11 protein-coding genes and 3 pseudogenes are annotated in these 20,017 nt (G+C 46.5%); 12 read left to right on the forward strand and 2 right to left on the reverse strand.

What is annotated here, in order from left to right:
- Nucleotides 1–15: 15 nt before the first annotated feature.
- Nucleotides 16–522 carry a 4-hydroxyphenylacetate 3-monooxygenase, reductase component gene (hpaC, locus tag LVJ88_RS00455; RefSeq protein WP_054600535.1) on the reverse strand — a complete coding sequence of 169 codons (507 nt, stop codon included), beginning with the start codon at nt 520–522 and terminating at the stop codon, nt 16–18.
- Between the two features lie 14 nt (nt 523–536).
- On the reverse strand, nt 537–974 hold the full coding sequence (gene hpaR / locus LVJ88_RS00460) for a homoprotocatechuate degradation operon regulator HpaR (RefSeq protein ID WP_054600536.1): 438 nt from the start codon (nt 972–974) through the stop codon (nt 537–539).
- A 215-nt stretch (nt 975–1,189) separates the two neighbouring features.
- Between hpaR and LVJ88_RS00465 the strand changes: the two genes are divergently transcribed.
- From LVJ88_RS00465 to LVJ88_RS00520, 12 genes and pseudogenes are all read left to right on the forward strand, one after another.
- The gene (locus LVJ88_RS00465; protein WP_125940199.1) at nt 1,190–1,438 is read left to right on the forward strand and encodes a hypothetical protein; all 249 of its coding nucleotides are present in this window, start codon (nt 1,190–1,192) and stop codon (nt 1,436–1,438) included.
- 146 nt (nt 1,439–1,584) lie between these two features.
- Entirely contained in the window at nt 1,585–8,259 is a 6,675-nt protein-coding gene (locus tag LVJ88_RS00470) for an Ig-like domain-containing protein (protein ID WP_143773670.1), read from the forward strand.
- A 406-nt stretch (nt 8,260–8,665) separates the two neighbouring features.
- Nucleotides 8,666–9,448, forward strand: coding sequence for a helix-turn-helix transcriptional regulator (locus tag LVJ88_RS00475; protein ID WP_085418525.1), 783 nt, complete (start codon nt 8,666–8,668; stop codon nt 9,446–9,448).
- A 120-nt stretch (nt 9,449–9,568) separates the two neighbouring features.
- On the forward strand, nt 9,569–10,015 hold the full coding sequence (locus tag LVJ88_RS00480) for a VOC family protein (protein ID WP_085418524.1): 447 nt from the start codon (nt 9,569–9,571) through the stop codon (nt 10,013–10,015).
- 292 nt (nt 10,016–10,307) lie between these two features.
- Nucleotides 10,308–12,641, forward strand: a complete 2,334-nt coding sequence (gene recQ, locus LVJ88_RS00485; RefSeq protein ID WP_085418523.1) for a DNA helicase RecQ — start codon at nt 10,308–10,310, stop codon at nt 12,639–12,641.
- Between the two features lie 51 nt (nt 12,642–12,692).
- Nucleotides 12,693–13,286, forward strand: coding sequence for a ribonuclease HII (rnhB, locus tag LVJ88_RS00490; RefSeq protein ID WP_143773669.1), 594 nt, complete (start codon nt 12,693–12,695; stop codon nt 13,284–13,286).
- 326 nt (nt 13,287–13,612) lie between these two features.
- A pseudogene (locus LVJ88_RS00495) lies at nt 13,613–13,942 on the forward strand (hypothetical protein); the annotation flags it as partial.
- Between the two features lie 315 nt (nt 13,943–14,257).
- Complete coding sequence (locus LVJ88_RS00500; RefSeq protein ID WP_085418520.1) at nt 14,258–14,878, forward strand: hypothetical protein; 621 nt, start codon at nt 14,258–14,260, stop codon at nt 14,876–14,878.
- Between the two features lie 464 nt (nt 14,879–15,342).
- Nucleotides 15,343–15,660, forward strand: coding sequence for a hypothetical protein (locus LVJ88_RS00505; RefSeq protein WP_085418518.1), 318 nt, complete (start codon nt 15,343–15,345; stop codon nt 15,658–15,660).
- 288 nt (nt 15,661–15,948) lie between these two features.
- Nucleotides 15,949–16,623 (forward strand): annotated as a pseudogene (locus LVJ88_RS00510) (hypothetical protein); the annotation flags it as partial.
- 1,632 nt (nt 16,624–18,255) lie between these two features.
- Nucleotides 18,256–19,110: pseudogene (locus tag LVJ88_RS00515) on the forward strand (calcium-binding protein); the annotation flags it as partial.
- Nucleotides 19,111–19,270: 160 nt separating this feature from the next.
- On the forward strand, nt 19,271–19,885 hold the full coding sequence (locus LVJ88_RS00520) for a hypothetical protein (RefSeq protein ID WP_085418583.1): 615 nt from the start codon (nt 19,271–19,273) through the stop codon (nt 19,883–19,885).
- Nucleotides 19,886–20,017 lie beyond the last annotated feature (132 nt).

The following is a 20,017-nucleotide window of genomic DNA, read 5'->3' on the forward strand; positions in this document are numbered from 1 at the left end:
GTTTTCTTTACGCAGCTATGGCAATTGATTGAAATTTCTGCGGAAATAAACCAATGCGGGTTGAGTGGTGTCGTGCACGTTGATTTCGTTAATCAATACATAAAAAACATGATGTGTGCCGATGTCGTGTTGGGCGGTAATTTTTCCGTGAAGGTGGGCAAGCGCGCCTTCCACCTGCAATTGCCCGGTTTGCCCGCGATGCCAAATGTGGTATTCGAAGCGTTCTTCGGGCGAGAGCTTGGTGATGCCGGCAAAATGCTCGGCAACATCCTGCTGGGCAGCCGATAGCACGTTGATACACAAATCTTCGTTGGTTTGAAGTATGGGGATAATGGCGGAACGGCGGTTGATGCAGATCATCACGGTGGGCGGCGCGTCGGTAACGGGCGTAACGGCGGTCATGGTAATGCCGTAACGGCCTGCGCTGCCGTCGGTGGTGATGACATGCACACCGGCTGCGCACGAAGCCATGGCATCTCGGAAGCAGGGTTGGAGTGCGTGGTCCGGTTTGTTTTCTGTCATGGCGTATGCGGAGCTTATTTAAGAAGTTTGCCTATATTGGAAAGTTCGCCGAGCAAGGTTTGCAGTTGCAGCATTTTTTCCCTTGAAAAAACGGTTTCAATGCGGTCGTAGCATTTATCGACTTCTTCGCCGAGCGAATCGTACAACGCCTCGCCTTCTGCGGTTAACTTCAAATAAACGCGGCGGTGGTCGTTAGAAGGTTTCAGGCGAACCAACAGCCCGGCTTTTTCAAGGCGCGTGAGAATGCCGGTTAGGCTGGGGCGCAGAATGCAGGCTTGATTGGCCAAGTCCTGAAAGTCGAGCGTACCGTTTTCGGCCAGCAGGCGGATAATGCGCCATTGTTGGTCGGTTAAACCGACATTGTGCAGAATGGGGCGGAACTGGGTCATCAGTGCTTCGCGCGCCTGTATGAGGCTGATATTCATTGATGCATGTTTGGATGAGTGAGCCATATTTGGTTCTCCGTGGTCTGCCGTTGTTGTATATTGTGTTTGGCGTGTTTTCAGTTGGTCAATATTATTCCAATACGCAGCGAACCTCAATCAAATACTGAAATCACAATGATTCATTCAGTAGAAAAACCGAGTGATTATAGTCAAATAACGCCATCAGCACTATATCCGTATGGGTGCATATTCAAGGTGTTGAATACCCGGGATAACGGTAAATGGCAAGAGCAGAACGGCTTTATGTATATTCAAAAGCAATCAGCTGCCGGATTAAAGTGTACAAAATGATGATAACTGTTGTTATCTTGTGTCATTTTTATGCCGCTTGTTTAAAAAATATGCCGAATGTCGTTATATTGAATGTTTTACTCTATATAATAATTGCCTCTGTTCATCGTGCAATCGAAACGGCTGTTCAACTTTTTGCCGTTTCCGCAATGAAAGATAGTAGATCAACTTATTTTTGAGACAAGGCGGCAACGCCGTAGCAGAAATAAAGTTTATTTGCTATGCAGATTGCTTTTTATGGCAACAGATTCCGATTTTCTTTGCATGCCAAGTGCCGATACTTTTTACTAATAACCATTCATTGCATTCGCTTACTGGAAAACTTATGAAAACTTATACACTTAATGTTACCCGTAACGGGCAGACAGACGCATTGTTGATACAGGAGGGCGCAGCAGCCCTCGTTCAAACTGAGCCGGATACCCTTTACCTTGTGGTCGATTCCGAAGGTAAGGCTGTTGACGGGTCTGTGTTGCAATGGATGGAAAACGACTTATGGGTATATTTGGACGGCGTGCAAGACGACACGCCCGATTTGGTATTGAAAGACTACCGCATCAACTATCCGATTGAAAACAGCCGATATTTACAAGATGCGGGAGCGACCTTTGCAACAGCCGCCGATGAAGCATCTCATGCACAAATTGCCGTAGCGGTTGCCGAAGAAGTAGGAATTGCCGGCTGGACGACCGGTTCACAGCTATGGGCCGCTGCTGCGTTGGCGGCCGGTGCAGCAGTAGTCGGTATCGCAGCGGCAGGCGGAAATTCGGATAATCATAACGATCAGCAACCAAAAGATAAAACCGAACCTAAGCCACCGAAACAGCAGGAAGAGCGGCCGTCTGAAAAAGACAAAGATCAGGCAGCCGATTCTGAGTCTCAAGATAAAACCGAACCTAAGCCACCGAAACAGCAGGAAGAGCGGCCGTCTGAAAAAGATAAAGATCAGGCAGCCGATTCCGAGTCGCAGGATAAAACCGAACCTACGCCGCCGAAACAGCAGGAAGAGCAGCCGTCTGAAAAAGATAAAAATCAGGCAGCCGATTCCGACGCTCAAGATAAAACCGAATCTACTCCGCCGAAGCAGCAGGAAGAGCGGCCGTCTGAAAAAGACAAAGATCAGGCAGCCGATTCTGAGTCTCAAGATAAAACCGAACCTACGCCGCCGAAACAGCAGGAAGAGCGGCCGTCTGAAAAAGATAAAAATCAGGCAGCCGATTCCGACGCTCAAGATAAAACCGAATCTACTCCGCCGAAGCAGCAGGAAGAGCGGCCGTCTGAAAAAGACAAAGATCAGGCAGCCGATTCCGATTCGCAGGATAAAACCGAACCTACTCCGCCAAAGCAGCAGGAAGAACAACAGCCCGAAAAAGACAAAGATCAGGTTGCCGATCCCGACACTCAAGATAAAACCGAACAGAATCCTCCGCCCAAACCCGAAATCATTTTGAATCCGGTGAGTGAAAATAATGTCATCAACTCGGAATCGGTCAAAGCCGAACAAGGTTTGGTGTTATCAGGCCGTCTGAATGTAGACCCCGCGCTGGTGTCGCCTTCCGTATCGGTTGCGGTTGGCGGCAGGGTTTATGCGGCGGAAATCAGCGGTGACACTTGGAAGGTTAAGCTGGATAACGGTGTGCTTGCCGATATACAGGGCGAGCAGAAAATCAGTATTTCCGTTACCGCCCAAGATGCCGACGGCAATCCCCATACCGCTACGGTTGAGCAAACCTATACCATCGATACGCAAATTGCCACACCTGTGATCGATATTCACAAGGTAGCGCAAGACGACATCATCAATTTGGTAGAGTCTCAAGCAGCATCCATCACGGTTACCGGCACGGTGGAAAATGCGCAAAACGGTGATGAAATTATTTTGAAAGTCGGCGAAGCGCTGTATCGCGGCATAGTAACCGACGGAACGTTCTCCGTGCCGGTACATACCAGAACTTTGGTCAACCACGGCAAAATTTCTGCCGAACTGACAACACGCGATGCGGCCTTAAACAGCGCTACCGGCACGGCCGAACGCAGTTATCGTGTGGATACGGAATATGCGCCCACCATCAGCTTAAACAATATCGCCGGCGATAACATACTCAATATCGAGGAATCGAAAGGTAAGGTAACGGTGAGCGGCCAAGTCAGCGACGTAGCCGACGGAGAGAGCGTGGTTGTTTCGTGCGGCTGCGAGAGCTGCGGCAACGTGAAATGGGTCGACATATTGGCCAAAGTGCGCAACGGTGCTTTTTCGGTTGATTTTTCGGGCGAAACGCTGAAAAAAGAAGGCTATAACCTGATTAAGGCCAGCGTGAGTTCGCAGGATGATGCCGGCAACACCGCTACCGTACAGACTACCCGCCAATACCTTACCGACTTGGATGCGCCTGATGTTAAATTGTCGATCGAGCCGATTGCCGGAGACGATGTATTGGGCAAGGCCGAGCGCGCGCATGCCCGCCAAACCGTTTCGGGTTCGTTTACCGGCTTGAAAGAAGGTGAGCGCATTGAAGAACTGACGGTTCAGGTAAACGGCGAAACGTATGCCGCGCAGGTGAGCGGAGAGCGTTATACGGCAGAAGTGCCGACTTCCGTGTTGGTTGCGGGTCAAGAAGTGCGCGTATCGGCGCGGGTAACGGATGCAGCGGGCAACGAAGCGGTTGCAAAGGCAAATCGCGAATACACGGTAGACGCGTTGCAGCCGGCAATCTATCTTGATCCCATTGCGGAAGATAACTACGTTAACAAGGCCGAATTCGATACAGGCACCATCACCTTATCGGGTTGGGTGGAAAACCTTCCCGACGGCGTGTCGGTTACTCTGGCGGCGCGCGGTAATAACGTTCAGGCTACCGTTTCAGACGGCCGCTTCAGTGCCACCGTGCCGGTTTCCTTTTTAGGGTTGAGAAATAATGCCACAGAAGCTGGGTATATATTGAGTGCGTATGTCGATGAGTCTGAAAAAAATCCTTTTCTTGTTGCCAACCAGCCGTATACGATTGATTTGCTCAACAACACAGGCATCACGATCGATGGCATAACCGGCGACAATGTGCTGGATGCCGAAGAAATGTCCCAACCGACCGTAACCATCCGCGGGCGCGTAACCGACGGGAAAGTCGGTTCAATCGTTACTGTTGATGTGGCGAAGGTAACTTACACGGCCACCGTTCAGGAAGGAGGGGAATACAGCATAGAAGCGGAAATCGACCGCATCTTTCCCCAGAAAGATGACGGCAAATATGCCTTAAAGGTCAGCGTCGACCGTGTTGACCAAGCCGGTAACAGGGGAGACGGAAAAGCAACCGCATCGCGCATCTTTATAGTGGATAAAACGCCGCCGCAAGGTGAAATCGTGTTTGACAAAATCGGAGGCGACAATGTGCTTAACCAAAGCGAAATCGGCCAAGCTACCATCACGCTGAGCGGCAAGGTGAACAGATTGGGCGAAGGAGACGAAATCAGATCGATAACGGTAAACGTGGGCGGCAAGCAATATCCGGCATCTATTACGGGTGCGGGATTCAGCGTGCAGGTTCCTGCCGAAATATTGGCGGCCAACACATCGGTTAGCGCGCAAGGCATGATCCGAGATGCGGCAGGCCGCTCTACCTCCGTAGCCGAAAGTACGCAAACGTATGAATTGAAAACCACTCTGCCTACCGTATCGGTTACTGTAGAAAGCATCAACGGCAACCAACCTGTTAACGCTGCCCAATTACCTGAGCAAGTGAGCCTGACGGGAAGGTTGGTGCTGGGCGATACGGTGGCTCCGGAAACCGTTAAAGTGACGGTTGAGATTGACGGTAAGGTTTATCAGGCCCGCGTTTCCGGTAATGATTGGAATTTGGAGGTGCCTGCCACTGTGTTGGCACATTCCGAAGGCCGTCTGAACGTAAATGTGCAGGTTGATGTGGCAGACCGTTACGGCAACACCGCGTCAAGCAGTGCGACAAAAACATTTGATGTCGATACGCATCTTCCCGAGCCGACGATCATGTTGAACGCCATCGCAGAAAATGATGCGCTGGATATTGCTACACAAGGCGATATTACGCTTTCCGGCCAAGTGGGCGGTGAGTTTAAAGCGGGCGATACCGTTACACTAACCGTTAACAACAAACAGCAACAGGTATCGGTTAATTCTCAAGGTGCTTTTAGCGTTGCAGTTGCCGCCGCTGAGCTGACCGCTGCGCCCGTGCCGGTGATCCGCGCCGCCGTTACCACGTCCGACAATGCGGGCAACACCGGCTCTGCGCATACCGCACGCGGATACAGCGTGAAAAAGGGTGATATCCAGATCCAGCTCGATACCATTACCGGCGACGATCTGATTAATGTAACCGAAGCCGGAAAAGACATCACCATTTCGGGCAAAGTTTCGGGAGCGCAAGCGGCACAAGGCCAAACCGTTACGCTGACGGTGGGCAAAGAAACGCTGCAGGCACAAGTCGGAGAAGATTTGACATTCCGTACCACCGTGCAAGGCAGCAAACTGTTGGATAACCAAGGCTATACCGTGTTCGCCGCTATTTCCGGCAACGGTTCCGGCTCGGCTTCCGCTGCCCGCAGCTATGCCGTAGACGGTGCTGCCGCAGCGAAAATCGATATTACTCAGGTGGATAACGATTTCAATCTGCAGGTTCATCAAACTGAAGCCAATACCCGCCTGCGCGGCGTGATCGAATTGGCGGGAGATTTCGCACAGGGCATGAACAAAGAGCGTATGCGCCAGATTACCGTAGATATCGGCGGCAAGTCGTATAAAGCCGGCGTTAAGCGCGATCTCAGCTTCTTTTTAGACATTCCCACCGACGAATTGAAATCGCTCAACGGCGAAAAACTCAGCTTTACCGTTGAAGCCGACCCCCGGTTGTATAAAGTGGCCAAATGGGCTGACGGATCATACAGGGTTCAATATATCAACAAAAATGCGCCGGTGCAGATTAAAGACATTACGTTCGACAGCCCCTATATCCAAAAAGATTCAGACGGCCACCATACGGTAACAGGCGTAGGCGAGCGCACCGTCAACATCAGCGGCACCGTTGGCGGCACGGCCAAAGCAGGCGATGAAATCAGCATCGACGTGGGCGGCAAAATCTACAAAACCGCCGTTGCCGACAACCTGACGTTCAAAGCACAGGTTGCCGCCGACGATTTGGCGGCAAACGGCGCCCACAAAGTGAAGGCTTCGCTGCATACTGCCGATTTATCCGGCAAAGCCGTAACCGTAAGCGATGTGGAAAACTACGCATCGCTGAAGCAGGTGAGCGATACCTTTGTAAACGCGCACCAGCCGATGCAGAAAGCCAAAGTAAACAGCGACCACACTTCAGACGGCTATAACTTCCCTTATTTCATCGAAAAAATCGGGTCGTTATACGGACGCAGCTACAATATTCCATTTGGCGGATCAAGCGACAAGCCTGCCGTAATCAAATACCATTTTATGACGCTCGACGAAATCGCCGCTTTACCGGTTGGGTTTAACCACTACATCGACCGTTCGACCATGACCACTTATTCGTCTGAATTGCAGGGCATCATACGCAACGCCTATAAAGAAATCAGCACGGTTGCCAATATCGAATTCGTAGAAGTGGGCAGCAGAGCCGAAGCCAATACCAACTTTTTTATGGGCAACCTGAAAAACGGCTTTGAAAGTGCTTCGGCCATTGCATACAGCGGCGGCCTGATAGCATGGAACAGCCGGCACAATTACAAAGGATGGGGCAATGAGTTTTTAAACTACACGGCTTTGCACGAAATTACCCATACTTTCGGCATGGGTCATACTTCGGTAGGCTTTACCGGTGATTACGCCGGAGAGGAAAACATCGAGTTTTCCAACATGTCGTATAAAGCCTATAAAAACGACAATTTGTTTTTAGACAGAGGCCATCTGCGCCCTTACGATTTGGCATACATGCAATATGCTTACGGAGTCAACCGCCATACACGCACCGGCAACGATATCTACACCTTTAAAAACTACAATATGTACAGCCGCGATGCCGACCGCTATATCTGGGATGCAGGCGGTGTCGATACCTTCGACGCTTCCGAAGAAAAGCAGGGCGTCAATGTGAACCTCACCCCCGGTTCGTGGATATATGTGGGCGATACCCGTGAAAAAACCTTTGCCGTAAAAAGCAGCCAAACATACGATATGCACGAATATTTCGGCTTTGACAAAAAACAAGCCTTATACGGTTTCAGCGGCATCAAAGGTTCGCTCGACACTTATACCGAAGGTCAGGCATTCATAGGCTTCGGCACGCAGATTGAAAACCTGATCGGTTCCGCCCACAACGATACCCTTACCGGCAACAAAGCCGACAACAATATCTATGGCGGTGCAGGTGCCGATATCATAAACGGCGGCGAAGGCAACGATTATCTCGACGGCGGCGCAGGTGCGGATCAACTGAACGGCGGCACCGGCAACGATACCTATGTGGTCGACGATACGGGCGATGTGGTTACCGAACATGCAAATGAAGGTGATGCAGACCATGTATTGAGCAGCTTGGAAAGCTACACATTGGGCAACCATTTGGAGCACCTGACCTTGATCGGCACCACCGCCGTTACAGGGCAGGGTAATGATGCCGACAACACCCTTACCGGCAACGGCCTTAACAACACCCTGAACGGCATGACCGGTAACGACCGCATTATCGGCGGAGCAGGCAGCGACACGCTTACCGGCGGCGACGGCAGGGATACGTTCGTGTTCGACACCGCTTTAGACGGCAGCGTCGATACCATCACCGATTTCACGGCAGGCCAAGACATTATCGAGCTGAAAGCCACCATCTTCGACAGCTTGAGCACCAATACCATGGATGAATGGGATCAATATGTGAAATATCATAAAGATACCGGCTATATCACTTACGATAAAGACGGCAAGGGCAATGCCGATGCCATTCACTTTGCCACGTTGGACAAGGATTTGGTAATAGATCACACCAGTTTCCAAGTCGTGTAAACCGTATGCTTCGGCAGATGCCGTCTGAAATTTCAGACGGCATTTTTCTTAAGCGTTCGAGATATCACGCATACACTATAGCCAACCAACTTAAAAATAGTACATTCGTCATACTCGGGCTTGACCCGAGTATCTTGAGTTTCAGCAAATTTAGGGGATATGCGGGCCAAGCTCGAGTATGACGGTTTTGTTATTAAACTTAAGTGGATTGACTATATCTGTATTGCCCGTAAGCTGTGAATCTATATTGGCCGATAATGCCCAATTACCAATAATCTATTTTTCAGATACTATAAAAGTGTTGATTGTCTTACTGCCAATGCCTAGACAACTGCACCGATCGTATTGTTTGCTCTAAATATTTCCATCAGTTTTAAAAGAGCACAATGAACAGGGTAGCCCGACTATGCTTTCATTAAACGAAGTAACCACCCATATCAGAGCCTGCCTGAAACACAATCCCACTCCTGCCGATATTGCCGCACATTTCGGCTACAGCCGCTTTTATCTCAGCCGTTGGTTTCAGCGTCAAACAGGTATTTCTATGCGTGACTACATTGCCGCCCTTAAAATAGAACAAGGCATTGAGCCTTTGATTGAAGGTAAAAGTATTATTGAATCACAACTTGAAGCCGGTCATGCCAGTGCAGGTACATATAGCCAACGCTTCCATTATCATACCGGCCAAACTCCGCGCGATTACCGCAATCAAGCAGAGGCCGCAAGCAGCACACTCAACAAACAGATTACAGATGCCGTTCCCCGTGCTATTCCCCATTACAGTTTTGACCCTGAGAAACACCCGCAAACCCATTCGCTCAATATATCTGTGTCAGGCGCAAGCCAATACAGCGTGGTCTTTGCCGGCCTGTTTCCCGAACCCATTCCACGTGGCGTACCCATAGTCGGCAAGGCTTTGTTCCACACTAGGCATTTCTCAATCTGTAATGTGCCTGACGGTGTTTACTATCTGCTCGGTTGTGAAATCAAACCCAGCCTTAATCCTTTACACCATTTCCGCCTTGACCATTGCCTGCGGGGTATTCATCCCGACCCCATCTGTTTTCCGCTGTCTGCGCCACTCGCAATAACGCTCAATCTGCGTCCTTTCCAACCAAGCGACCCGCCAATTACCGTTAACCTGCCGAAACTACTTTTTGACGTTATCAAAGCTCAGGGCAATCCGTAATAAACAACCTGCTTTCAAATGGTTTAGTATCCATCAGGCTTGTTTGAAAACAAACAAGCTCTCGAAACTTATTTTTGTTATGTAGAAATAAAGTTCATCGGCCATAAAAAGGAGAACACCATGAAATTCATTCCCTATCTCTATTTCAACGGTAATTGCGCAGAAGCCATCGAATTTTATGCACGGCTTTTCAAGGCACAAATTACAGAACGCCATACGTTCGGCGACATGCCGTCTGAAGCCGATATGCCGCCTCTTTCCGAAGCTGACAAACAAAAAATCATGCACGCCCAATTGACAATCGGTTCGCAAGTTTTAATGTTGTCAGACGTTGTTCCTGAGTTATGCGCCACAGGAAGCGGCTATCAAAAACCGCAAGGCTTACAAATCAGCATCAGCCTAGATACTCCTGCCGAAGGGCAACGTATTTTCAATGCTTTGGCAGAAGGCGGGACTATCGAAATGCCGTTTGAAGCAACCTTCTTTTCCAAGGGTTTCGGTATCGTTACCGACCGCTTCGGTATCCCTTGGTCGATAGACAGCGGTGATGCCGAACTTAGTAAGTAATTTATTACAATGAGTTGTGCAAGCCGAACCACATAAATAAAGCGGAGGCCTTTGCAAAACTTTCTCAAAATCCCCTAAATTTCCAACCAAGCTATTTAGGGGATTTTTCATGAATACTTTTTCAGCGCAGGTCTAGGCTTGTATTAAAATTAAGTTGATTGACTATAATCTTGTTTTTTCAGACGGCCTTAAGTGAAAAAGGCTAAAATACCGCCCTAAACCCGATCCCCGCCATCATCGCCGCGCGGGGGGCAGTCTCTTTTATCCACACGCCCCTTACGGAACCCGCCAAATGCAACATGCCACCGCCGCCCAAATTCTGCACGACGTTTTCGGCTATCCCGAATTCCGCGGCAGTCAGGCCGAGATTGTGGATACATTGGCGGGCGGCAACAGCCTGCTGGTGTTGATGCCCACCGGCGGCGGCAAATCGTTGTGTTACCAAATTCCCGCCTTGATGCGCGAAGGCGTGGCCGTGGTGGTGTCGCCGCTGATCGCCCTGATGAACGACCAAGTGGCCGCGCTGCACACGGCAGGTGTGGCGGCGGCCTGCGTACACAGCGGCACCACTCCCGACGAAGCGCGGCAGATTGCCGACGATATCCAATCAGGCCGTCTGAAACTGCTTTACGTCGCACCCGAACGCTTGGTTGGCGAGCGTTTCCTGCGCTTTCTCGACCAACACACCATCAGCCTGTTCGCCATCGACGAAGCCCATTGCGTGAGCCAATGGGGGCACGACTTCCGCCCCGAATACCAACAGCTCGGCCTGCTGGCCGACCGCTATCCGCACGTTCCCCGCATCGCCCTCACCGCCACCGCCGATGCCGCCACCCGTGCCGACATCAAGCATTACCTGCGTTTGGAAGACGCGGCCGAGTTCGTGGCCAGCTTCGACCGCCCGAATATCTACTACCAAGTGATTGAAAAAAACAACGGTAAAAAACAACTGCTTGATTTCATTGTGAAACAGATGGCAGGGCAAAGCGGTATCGTGTATTGCCTGAGCCGCAAAAAAGTGGAAGACACCGCCGCCTTTTTATGCGAGCACGGCTTGGATGCCATTCCCTACCACGCTGGTTTGAGCATGGACGTGCGCGAGGCCAACCAGCGGCGTTTTACCCGTGAAGACAACGTTATCGTCGTCGCCACCGTCGCTTTCGGCATGGGCATCGACAAACCCGACGTGCGTTTTGTCGCCCATCTCGACATGCCGCAAAGCGTCGAACATTTCTACCAAGAATCAGGCAGGGCGGGGCGCGACGGCCTGCCTGCCGCAAGCTGGCTGTGCTACGGCCTTAACGACTGGGTGCTGCTGCGCGAACGCATCCAAACCGGCAACAGCGACGACATGCAAAAACAAATCGAACTGCAAAAACTCGATGCCATGTTGTCGGTATGCGAAACCGCCGACTGCCGCCGCGTTTTGCTGCTCAAACACTTCGGCGAAGATTCCCAACCCTGCGGCCATTGCGACAACTGCCTGCACCCGCCCGTGCGCTTCGACGGCACCGTGCTGGTGCAGAAACTGCTCAGCTGCGTGTACCGCGTCGGCCAACAGTTCGCCGCAGGTTATGTGATTAACGTATTGCGCGGCAAAAGCGACGATTGGATTGCCCGCAACCGCCACCACGAATTATCCACCTTCGGCATCGGCGACAACCTTTCCGACAAAGAATGGCGTGCCGTTATCCGCCAATGCATCAGCGCCGGCTACCTCACCGTCAACCCCCTGATGCACCAAGCCCTGCAACTCACCCCCGCCGCCAAAACCGTACTCAAAGGCGGCACACCCGTATGGCTGCGCCCGCTCAAACGCGACAAAGCTGCCACCCAAAAACCCAAAGAAGAATGGCTACGCACCGAACGCGAAGAACGCATCTGGCAAGCATTGCGCGCTTGGCGGCTCAAACGCGCACAGGCCGAAGAAGTACCCGCTTATGTGATTTTCGGCGACAAAACCCTGCGCGACATCGTCGAAAAACTGCCCGCCACCCCTGCCGAACTGCACGACATCTACGGCTTGGGCGAAGCCAAAATCAACAGCTTCGGCAACGAAATCATCGAAGTGTGCCAAGCCTTTACAGAACACGGCAGGCCGTCTGAACACCCATCCGCCTTGCCCGATACCGTTTCAGACGGCCTCGAAACCGAACGCGACCGCCGGCTTTGGCAAGCCTTGAACACATGGCGCAGCCGTACCGCACAGGCAGAAGGCGTTACCCCGCACACCGTCTGCCCCGACGACAGCCTGCTCGACTTAGTCCGCAACACCCCCGAAGAAGAAGCCGACCTAAACGGCATCTACGGCTTGGGCGCAGTACGCATCGGCAAATTCGGCAGCAGCATATTGGCCGTCTGCAAACCCTTTTCAGACGGCCTCAGCAACGAAGCCAAACACAAACGCCGCCTGATGCGCGCCCTGATGCAGTGGTGCGCCGCCACCGCCGAAACCGAAGGCGAACCCGAGCACACCGTCTTCAGCAAAATCACCCTGCGCGCTATCGCCGCCAAACAGCCGCAAACGCTGGCAGAATTGAGCGGCATACACGGCGTGGACACAGACAAAATCGAAAAATACGGAGAGGCCGTGTTGGAAGTGTGCCGGCGTTTCGATAACCCGTAAAAAGAGGTTGAAATGAGGCCGTCTGAAAACCTGAAAAAGGAGTCTGAACAAATGAATGATGTTTTTCTGACTGCCGGCGTAGACGAAGCCGGGCGCGGGCCGCTGGTCGGCAGCGTGTTTGCCGCCGCCGTTATCCTCCCGCCCGACCACAACCTCCCCGGTTTGACCGATTCCAAAAAACTCACCGAAAAAAAGCGCGACGCCCTAGCCGTACAGATTAAAGAACAAGCCATAGCATGGTGCGTGGCATCGGCAAACGTAGCCGAAATCGCCGAGCTGAACATCCTGCACGCCACCATGCTCGCCATGACCCGCGCAGTGCAAGGCTTGGCTGTCAAACCGCAAAAAGTTTGGATAGACGGCAACCGCATTCCCGAAAATCTCAGTGTCGCCGCCGAAGCAGTGGTCAAGGGCGACAGCAAAATCATCGAAATATCCGCCGCATCCGTATTGGCCAAAACCGCCCGCGATGCCGAAATGTATGCCCTGGCCGAGCGTTACCCGCAATACGGTTTCGACAAACACAAAGGCTACGGCACCGCCGCACATCTCGCAGCCTTGGAAAAATTCGGCGCACTACCCGAACACAGGCAAGACTTCGCACCCGTAAAAATGCTTTTGGCTCAGGGGAAGTTGTTTAGATAGTTAGGCTGTTTAATTTTTATAACGGTGTGCGCTTTTTTAAGTTGATTAACCATACAAGTGAAATGTTTGATGTGATTTTGTAGGGGTGGATTAAACATCCGCCCTTAACGGCAAGGTTACAAGCATATTAAGATATACAAAATAACTTTGGTTATACAGTTGATTAATTTAAAAAACGCTACCCCTGGATATGAAATTATCACTATTAAAATTTAAGTGGGCTGACTATATAGTAGTTGAATACGCTTTTAATCTTTAAAAAGCCGTCTGAAATAATTTTTCAGACGGCTTTATCGACAGCAAAAATAAAAATTACCGATTTGTGCGTATCACACGATATAAACCAAGGCGGCATCAGCCAAGAAAACGAGTTGTTCACACTCGAATCTCTGAATATCCAATCGCTTAACACGGCCTATCAAGATGTCAACACCCGTTTGGGCAACGGCAACAGTTTGGCTCAAAAAGGCAGCTACACGCTTTCAGACGGCCAAGTGCGTGAAATGGGCGATGTGCTGTTAGCCAACGATACATTCCACAGCCGTTATATTGATGCGGTCAAACTGACTGAAGAACAAATGCAGTCGCCCAACCTGCAAGGCATAGGCCGTTTGCGCGACTTGCGCGAAGCAGCGGCGTTGTCGCTCAAACTGGCGGCTTGAGGTCGATGCACATAAAAGTAGCTGATTGGCATTTTAATATGCCGTTTGTTGTGTTTTGATGGGATGGTTTGGCTCTACAGATTAAGATAATGAAATGCTTGAAGCATTAGAGGCTGTTTTTATTTTTAGATTTTTTAGATCGTATGAATGTTCAGATTGTTTTAAATATTCAAAAATGAATGTTTGTCAAAATGGTTAAGGGAGTTTATGTAGATGTTTGGCTGCAATTTCAATTTAGCCTGATTAAAACATTTTATATCATTTGTTAAATTAAAAAATATATTTATTGCAAAAGGCATCGGGCTATCAATGAGAAAAATTTTCTGCGTATTAAAGTTAATTTTAATATTGTTTCTTACAAATATTGTTTTAAGTTTTTATACCATATTCATCGGAGATGTTTATGGCAATCTTGATTTCAATTTGGGCTTTATCGAATATCTGCAAGTGGGAAACCATGCCGATGCCGCAGCCCGCTCTTTGAATTTGACGATATTGTTTTCAATCTTTTTATTTGTTTTAAGTACGGGTGTCAGCTTGGTACTGATTTACTGGTATTTTAAAGGGGTTGATAAAAGAATTTTCAATCTATTGAGAAAGAAAAATAGAATTCTTTTTGAATTTGGAATGTTTGCGATTAATCCTTATTTTTTTAAGCATAAGGTAATTGATGGTCGTGGTAAGGCTTCTAAAATATTTATATTTATATTTTATATATTCTTGGCTTGGATTATTTTTCTTTTTCTTTTTGAGTTTGAAGTCGTTAAAACACCAGAAGTGCTGAGAACGTTGAAACTGGTTATAAATCATAAAATATATTTATTTATATTTAATGTGATGTTGTTTTATACCATTTCTTTTGGATGGTTTACTTGTTTATTTGGTGCGGTATTGACCTTAATATCTATTCTTAAAAAACAGGAGCTTTAACATGTCAGCTAATTGCAATACTTACGATGAAAGAAACAAAGTTGGTGATGCCCTTGGGGCGGGATTCACAAGTGCGGATAAAAGTGAAATATTTGGTATGGGTGTAGTATGAAGCTAATTGGGGCTTTATTGCTTTTGCTATGTTCCTTTGGGTATTTTTTAATTGGCTTGCTATTTTATATGAACAAAGGTGTTAATTATGGTTTTTATCTGAATGATTTTATTTTTTGGAATAAAAATATATTTTATGCTTCATTTTTTATAGGTTTTTTTTTAGCTAAATTGTCAAAATTTTTGAATATTAGATATTTAAATAATGTTGAACATAAAAACTTATGGGTTAATTTGTTCCAAGAAATAACTTTTTTTATTGTTTATTCATGTTTGTTTTTAAATTTAAACTCTTTATTTTGGATGTTGGTTTTTACTTTTCGTCGATGAGATAATTTTTAAAGGAAAATTGTATGTCAAAGTTTCAAAATTCTATTTCATATGTCGATGCATTGAATAATGCTAATAACATTAAAGAATACCTAGGTAAACCGGCTTCATCAAGAGCGTCACTTGAGGGACTTGATACTGCTATTGCATCTATTTCTGTGGCAGCTACACTTGCAACTACTTCTGCAAGTATGGCAAATGCAAGTTCGTCAGGTGCGGCAAATTCTTTTGGAGCTATTTCAACAGGAATGGCATTTCAATTAAACGGAGCGGTAGCCTCTGCATCATTGGCTGCAACTGCTGCATATGTAAAGCAGGGGCAGTTTGATAAAGCAGCATAAACCAGTTTGGGTGTGATTACCGGCATTGCAGGTATGATTCAAACTGGAGCATCGGTTGCGCCAGGTGTAAATAAAACTGAAGGCCAAGCAGCTGCGGTTGGGGCTGTTGCAACGGCGGTTAATTTGGCTGTTTCCAACAAAGCACTTTTTGAAAAAACCATGAATGATATAGGGGAGCAATACGATCAAGGTGTTAAAGATTTTGCAAATTGGTTCTTGCCTAAAGTTTTTGATTTTGGTGATAAATTTAATGATGCAGTTAATCCCGATACATGGCGTGATTTTGTTAAAGAAAAATTTGATGAAGCAGGTAAAGCATGGGATGAATTTCAAAAAGATTTGGGCGAATGGTTGTTGCCCAATCTATTAGATTGGAGTGATAAATTAGGCGATTGGCTCGGCTTTAACCGCGACGGCAAATACCACATCGTCGATCCCTTGGTACTCGATCTCGACGGCGACGGCATCGAAACCGTCGGCACGCAGGGCTATCACGGTGCGCTGTTCGACCACAACAAAGACGGCATCCGCACGGCCACGGGCTGGGTGTCTGCCGACGACGGCCTGCTGGTTATCGACCGCAATTCAGACGGCCTTATCGACGCACAAGACGAAGCCTTCAAACAACTGCGCGTATGGCGCGATCTCAATCAAGACGGCATCAGCCAAGAAAACGAGTTGTTCACACTCGAATCCCTGAATATCCAATCGCTTAACACGGCCTATCAAGATGTCAACACCCGTTTGGGCAACGGCAACAGCCTGGCTCAAAAAGGCAGCTACACGCTTTCAGACGGCCAAGTGCGTGAAATGGGCGATGTGCTGTTGGCCAACGATACACTGCACAGCCGTTATATTGATGCGGTCAAACTGACTGAAGAGCAAATGCAGTCGCCCAACCTGCAAGGCATAGGCCGTTTGCGCGACTTGCGCGAAGCAGCGGCGTTGTCGCCTGCGTTGGCGGCTTGATTTTGTATTTTTTGGTATGGTTATTCAATGTATTAATTATGCGTTTGTTATTGTTTGATGCCGTTTGTAAAATTTTTTTGTCTGTTTTTTTGGTGGATTGCTATGATGCTCAAGAACACTTTGAAATTAATAATTTAGATTTTTTGAAAAAATCTTCATGTTGAATTTATTTTATATTGAATAAATTTTATGGGAAAAAAAAAGATTGAACGATTTAAGTCTTTACAATTATTATCTTTTAGTTTGAGTGCCACTTTATTTTTTATTTTTATTGTTTTTTTATATTTCAGGCAAATTTGATCTATCTTTATTTGAAGAGCGGTAATGATGAGTTGGAGATTTCAAATGTGCAAGTTTTGGCTGTGAAGGCTACAAACTACTCTGTGCCTCGATTAACAAAACAATATATAAGAATAATAGAAAAAAGTTTTATTCTGACTGTTTACGGAAGTTCAAATTATGTGAAAGTGATAATTTTTATAAAAAAACGGATATAAAAAATAGTGGCTGTTAAGCAGACTAATTCGAATATTGTTATAAAGGGAATTCATTTTTTAGACGGAATTGTTAGTTATAATTTAAATTTTCAAGATGCAAATCATAAAATTTATTATGATTTTCAACAAGATATTAAGTCTATTTTGATTTTTTATTTTCATCAGTTTTCTTTTTTATGTTAGGAATGTTTTTCTTAAATTTAGGATTAAATTATGTCAAGATCACAAGGTGTAACTTATTTGTTATCAAATGTAAGCAGAAAAGTAGGAGCTGTTGATGGAATGATTGGGGCAAGCACAAGCACTAATGCCACAGGGGCGATTGTGGGGACAATTACAGCCGTAGGAATTGGAGCTTCAATGTTTTCGGTTCCGTTGGGCAAGTGAAAACAGCTTTAACCATAGGAGTTAATTTAGGGAAAACAGAAAGATAAAATTTATGGTAAATCAAAAAAAAATATTTTTGCTATCTTTATTATTTATATGTAATATTATCTATACTGTTCAATATTTTGAATTTTAGAAATAATATGGGAATTTCTATAGTCTGTTCGTATCTCATTCTGCTATCTTTATTCTTTTTTAGAAGAATAAATATTAATACTTATGAGCAAAATATGAATATTAGGAAATTTGAAACGGTATTAATTGCTTTGAATATATCTTTATTTTTGACATTAATTATAGATCTTGAAAATTACAAAATATTTATATTGCCCATTTTTATTCTTTCCATTCCATCTATTTTCTTTATTTTAGTAACAAAAAAAATCTTCTCAGCTCGGAAGGAGTCCTAAATGAAAATTTCCAATACGCAAAACAAGCAGCTCAAGCAATAACACAAATTGGCGGGGGAGCGACTAATATGTATGGGGCTTTGACCGGCTTCGGAGAGGCAGTTAGCAAAGGAGATGCAGGAAGTATTTTATCTACGGCATCAGGCGTTATTTCTACAGTGAATTCAATGGCAACTATTGCTGGAAGTAATTCAAAAGGTTCTGATGCCATTGCACTTGGCGCTGCTGCTAGTAGTTTAGCAGTGAATATCAATAAGCTTTCAAAACAAGTAGAAAGTAATGAGCAAATAAAACTTACAGATATTCAAAATATAATTGGTGATGTTTTTAGTATTGCAGGTGATACTGCATCCTTAGTAGGAGGAAAAACAGGTGAAGCTCTTGGCGTTGAATTAAATGCTATTGGGCTTGGTATTAAAGCATATCGAGAAGCTACTTTAGGAAATCAAACAATATCCCCCGATGATTTATTCAATGCTGATAATTGGAAAGGCTTTGGATGGGATTTGGCTGAGCGGTGGTCTCGTCAATTCTACGAACTATTCCCCGATGAACTTAACCCGTGGAAAGATTTTAACCGCGATGGCAAATACCACATCGTCGATCCCTTGGTACTCGACCTCGACGGCGACGGCATCGAAACCGTCGGCACGCAGGGCTATCACGGTGCGCTGTTCGACCATAATAAAGACGGCATCCGCACGGCCACGGGCTGGGTGTCTGCCGACGACGGCCTGCTGGTTATCGACCGCAATTCAGACGGCCTGATTAACAACGGCAACGAACTGTTTGGCGACAGCACCGCATTGAAAGACGGCAACAACGCCGAACACGGCTATGCCGCATTAAAAGAATTAGACACCAATTCAGACGGCCTTATCGACGCACAAGACGAAGCCTTCAAACAACTGCGCGTATGGCGCGATCTCAACCAAGACGGCATCAGCCAAGAAAACGAGTTGTTCACACTCGAATCCCTGAATATCCAATCGCTTAACACGGCCTATCAAGATGTCAACACCCGTTTGGGCAACGGCAACAGCCTGGCGCAAAAAGGCAGCTACACGCTTTCAGACGGCCAAACTCGCGAAATGGGCGATGTGCTGTTGACCAACGATACACTGCACAGCCGTTATATTGATGCGGTCAAACTGACTGAAGAGCAAATGCAGTCGCCCAAACTGGCGGCTTGAGGTTGGTGATTGATTTGGTATTTAAGATATAGTTTTACAGTTAATTAATTGTGTATCGGGTATGGAAAATACCCGCTTGTTTTATTCTGAACAAATGTTGAGCCGTTTGGGATAAACTCATTACATGTCGATGTATTTTATAAAGATTGAAATAATGATATTAAAAAATATTGATAATGTTTTTAAAATAAATTCATTAATTACTGCTGTTTATCTGGTTGCTCAGATTTTTTTTGTATTCATTTTAGATGAAAAGATTTTTTCATTTGACATTCCCGGAGTGGCTGCTTTGGAAAACAAATCATTGTTTCCTGTTCGGACTGCTAATTCCCTAACGGCAACTCTGCTTGTTGGCTTGGTTTCTTTACTTATTAATATCCCTGTGGTTTTTCAATTGGTTCAAATTTTTCTGAAAGACAAATCGACAGATAATTTGGAATCATTAAGAAAAAAATATATTGTTTTTTATTATTTGGGCTATGGGGTTTTAAACCCGTACAGGATTTGGAAGGGGTTTAATAGCAGAACCATAAAATTTAGAATGTTTGCCATATTTTTTTATTGCTACATGGTGTTTATGCTGCTTTATTGGATATTTGGCTGGGATTTTATAAATATTCCGCAACACTATACTTTAGTTTATTTGGTTTCTAGCTTTAAATTTTTTTTGTATCTGTTAAATATTGTAGTTTTTATTAGTTTGGGGTTCTTTTTCCTGACTATTTGTTCAGGTGTTTTTTTAATTATTTATTCTTTATTTTCTGATTAATCCTAATTTTGAGGTGAAAAATGAAAGATTGTACATATAATAATCCAAGTCGTACCAAGCAAATGGATTACAATGATTTAATCGGAGCTGGGTTGAGTTCTGCAGATGCAGGTGCGGTACAGGCTTTAAATA

The sequence above is a fragment of the Neisseria dumasiana genome (genome assembly GCF_022870885.1).
GTDB lineage: Bacteria > Pseudomonadota > Gammaproteobacteria > Burkholderiales > Neisseriaceae > Neisseria > Neisseria dumasiana.

Bases quoted from the DNA above. Each gene is read 5' to 3' on its own strand.
- recQ (WP_085418523.1), top strand. From the start codon at position 10,308: ATGCAACATGCCACCGCCGCCCAAATTCTGCACGACGTTTTCGGCTAT.
- LVJ88_RS00475 (WP_085418525.1), top strand. From the start codon at position 8,666: ATGCTTTCATTAAACGAAGTAACCACCCATATCAGAGCCTGCCTGAAA.
- hpaC (WP_054600535.1), bottom strand. From the start codon at position 522: ATGACAGAAAACAAACCGGACCACGCACTCCAACCCTGCTTCCGAGAT.
- rnhB (WP_143773669.1), top strand. From the start codon at position 12,693: ATGAATGATGTTTTTCTGACTGCCGGCGTAGACGAAGCCGGGCGCGGG.
- hpaR (WP_054600536.1), bottom strand. From the start codon at position 974: ATGGCTCACTCATCCAAACATGCATCAATGAATATCAGCCTCATACAG.
- LVJ88_RS00505 (WP_085418518.1), top strand. From the start codon at position 15,343: ATGTCAAAGTTTCAAAATTCTATTTCATATGTCGATGCATTGAATAAT.
- LVJ88_RS00470 (WP_143773670.1), top strand. From the start codon at position 1,585: ATGAAAACTTATACACTTAATGTTACCCGTAACGGGCAGACAGACGCA.
- LVJ88_RS00480 (WP_085418524.1), top strand. From the start codon at position 9,569: ATGAAATTCATTCCCTATCTCTATTTCAACGGTAATTGCGCAGAAGCC.
- LVJ88_RS00520 (WP_085418583.1), top strand. From the start codon at position 19,271: ATGATATTAAAAAATATTGATAATGTTTTTAAAATAAATTCATTAATT.
- LVJ88_RS00465 (WP_125940199.1), top strand. From the start codon at position 1,190: ATGGCAAGAGCAGAACGGCTTTATGTATATTCAAAAGCAATCAGCTGC.
- LVJ88_RS00500 (WP_085418520.1), top strand. From the start codon at position 14,258: ATGAGAAAAATTTTCTGCGTATTAAAGTTAATTTTAATATTGTTTCTT.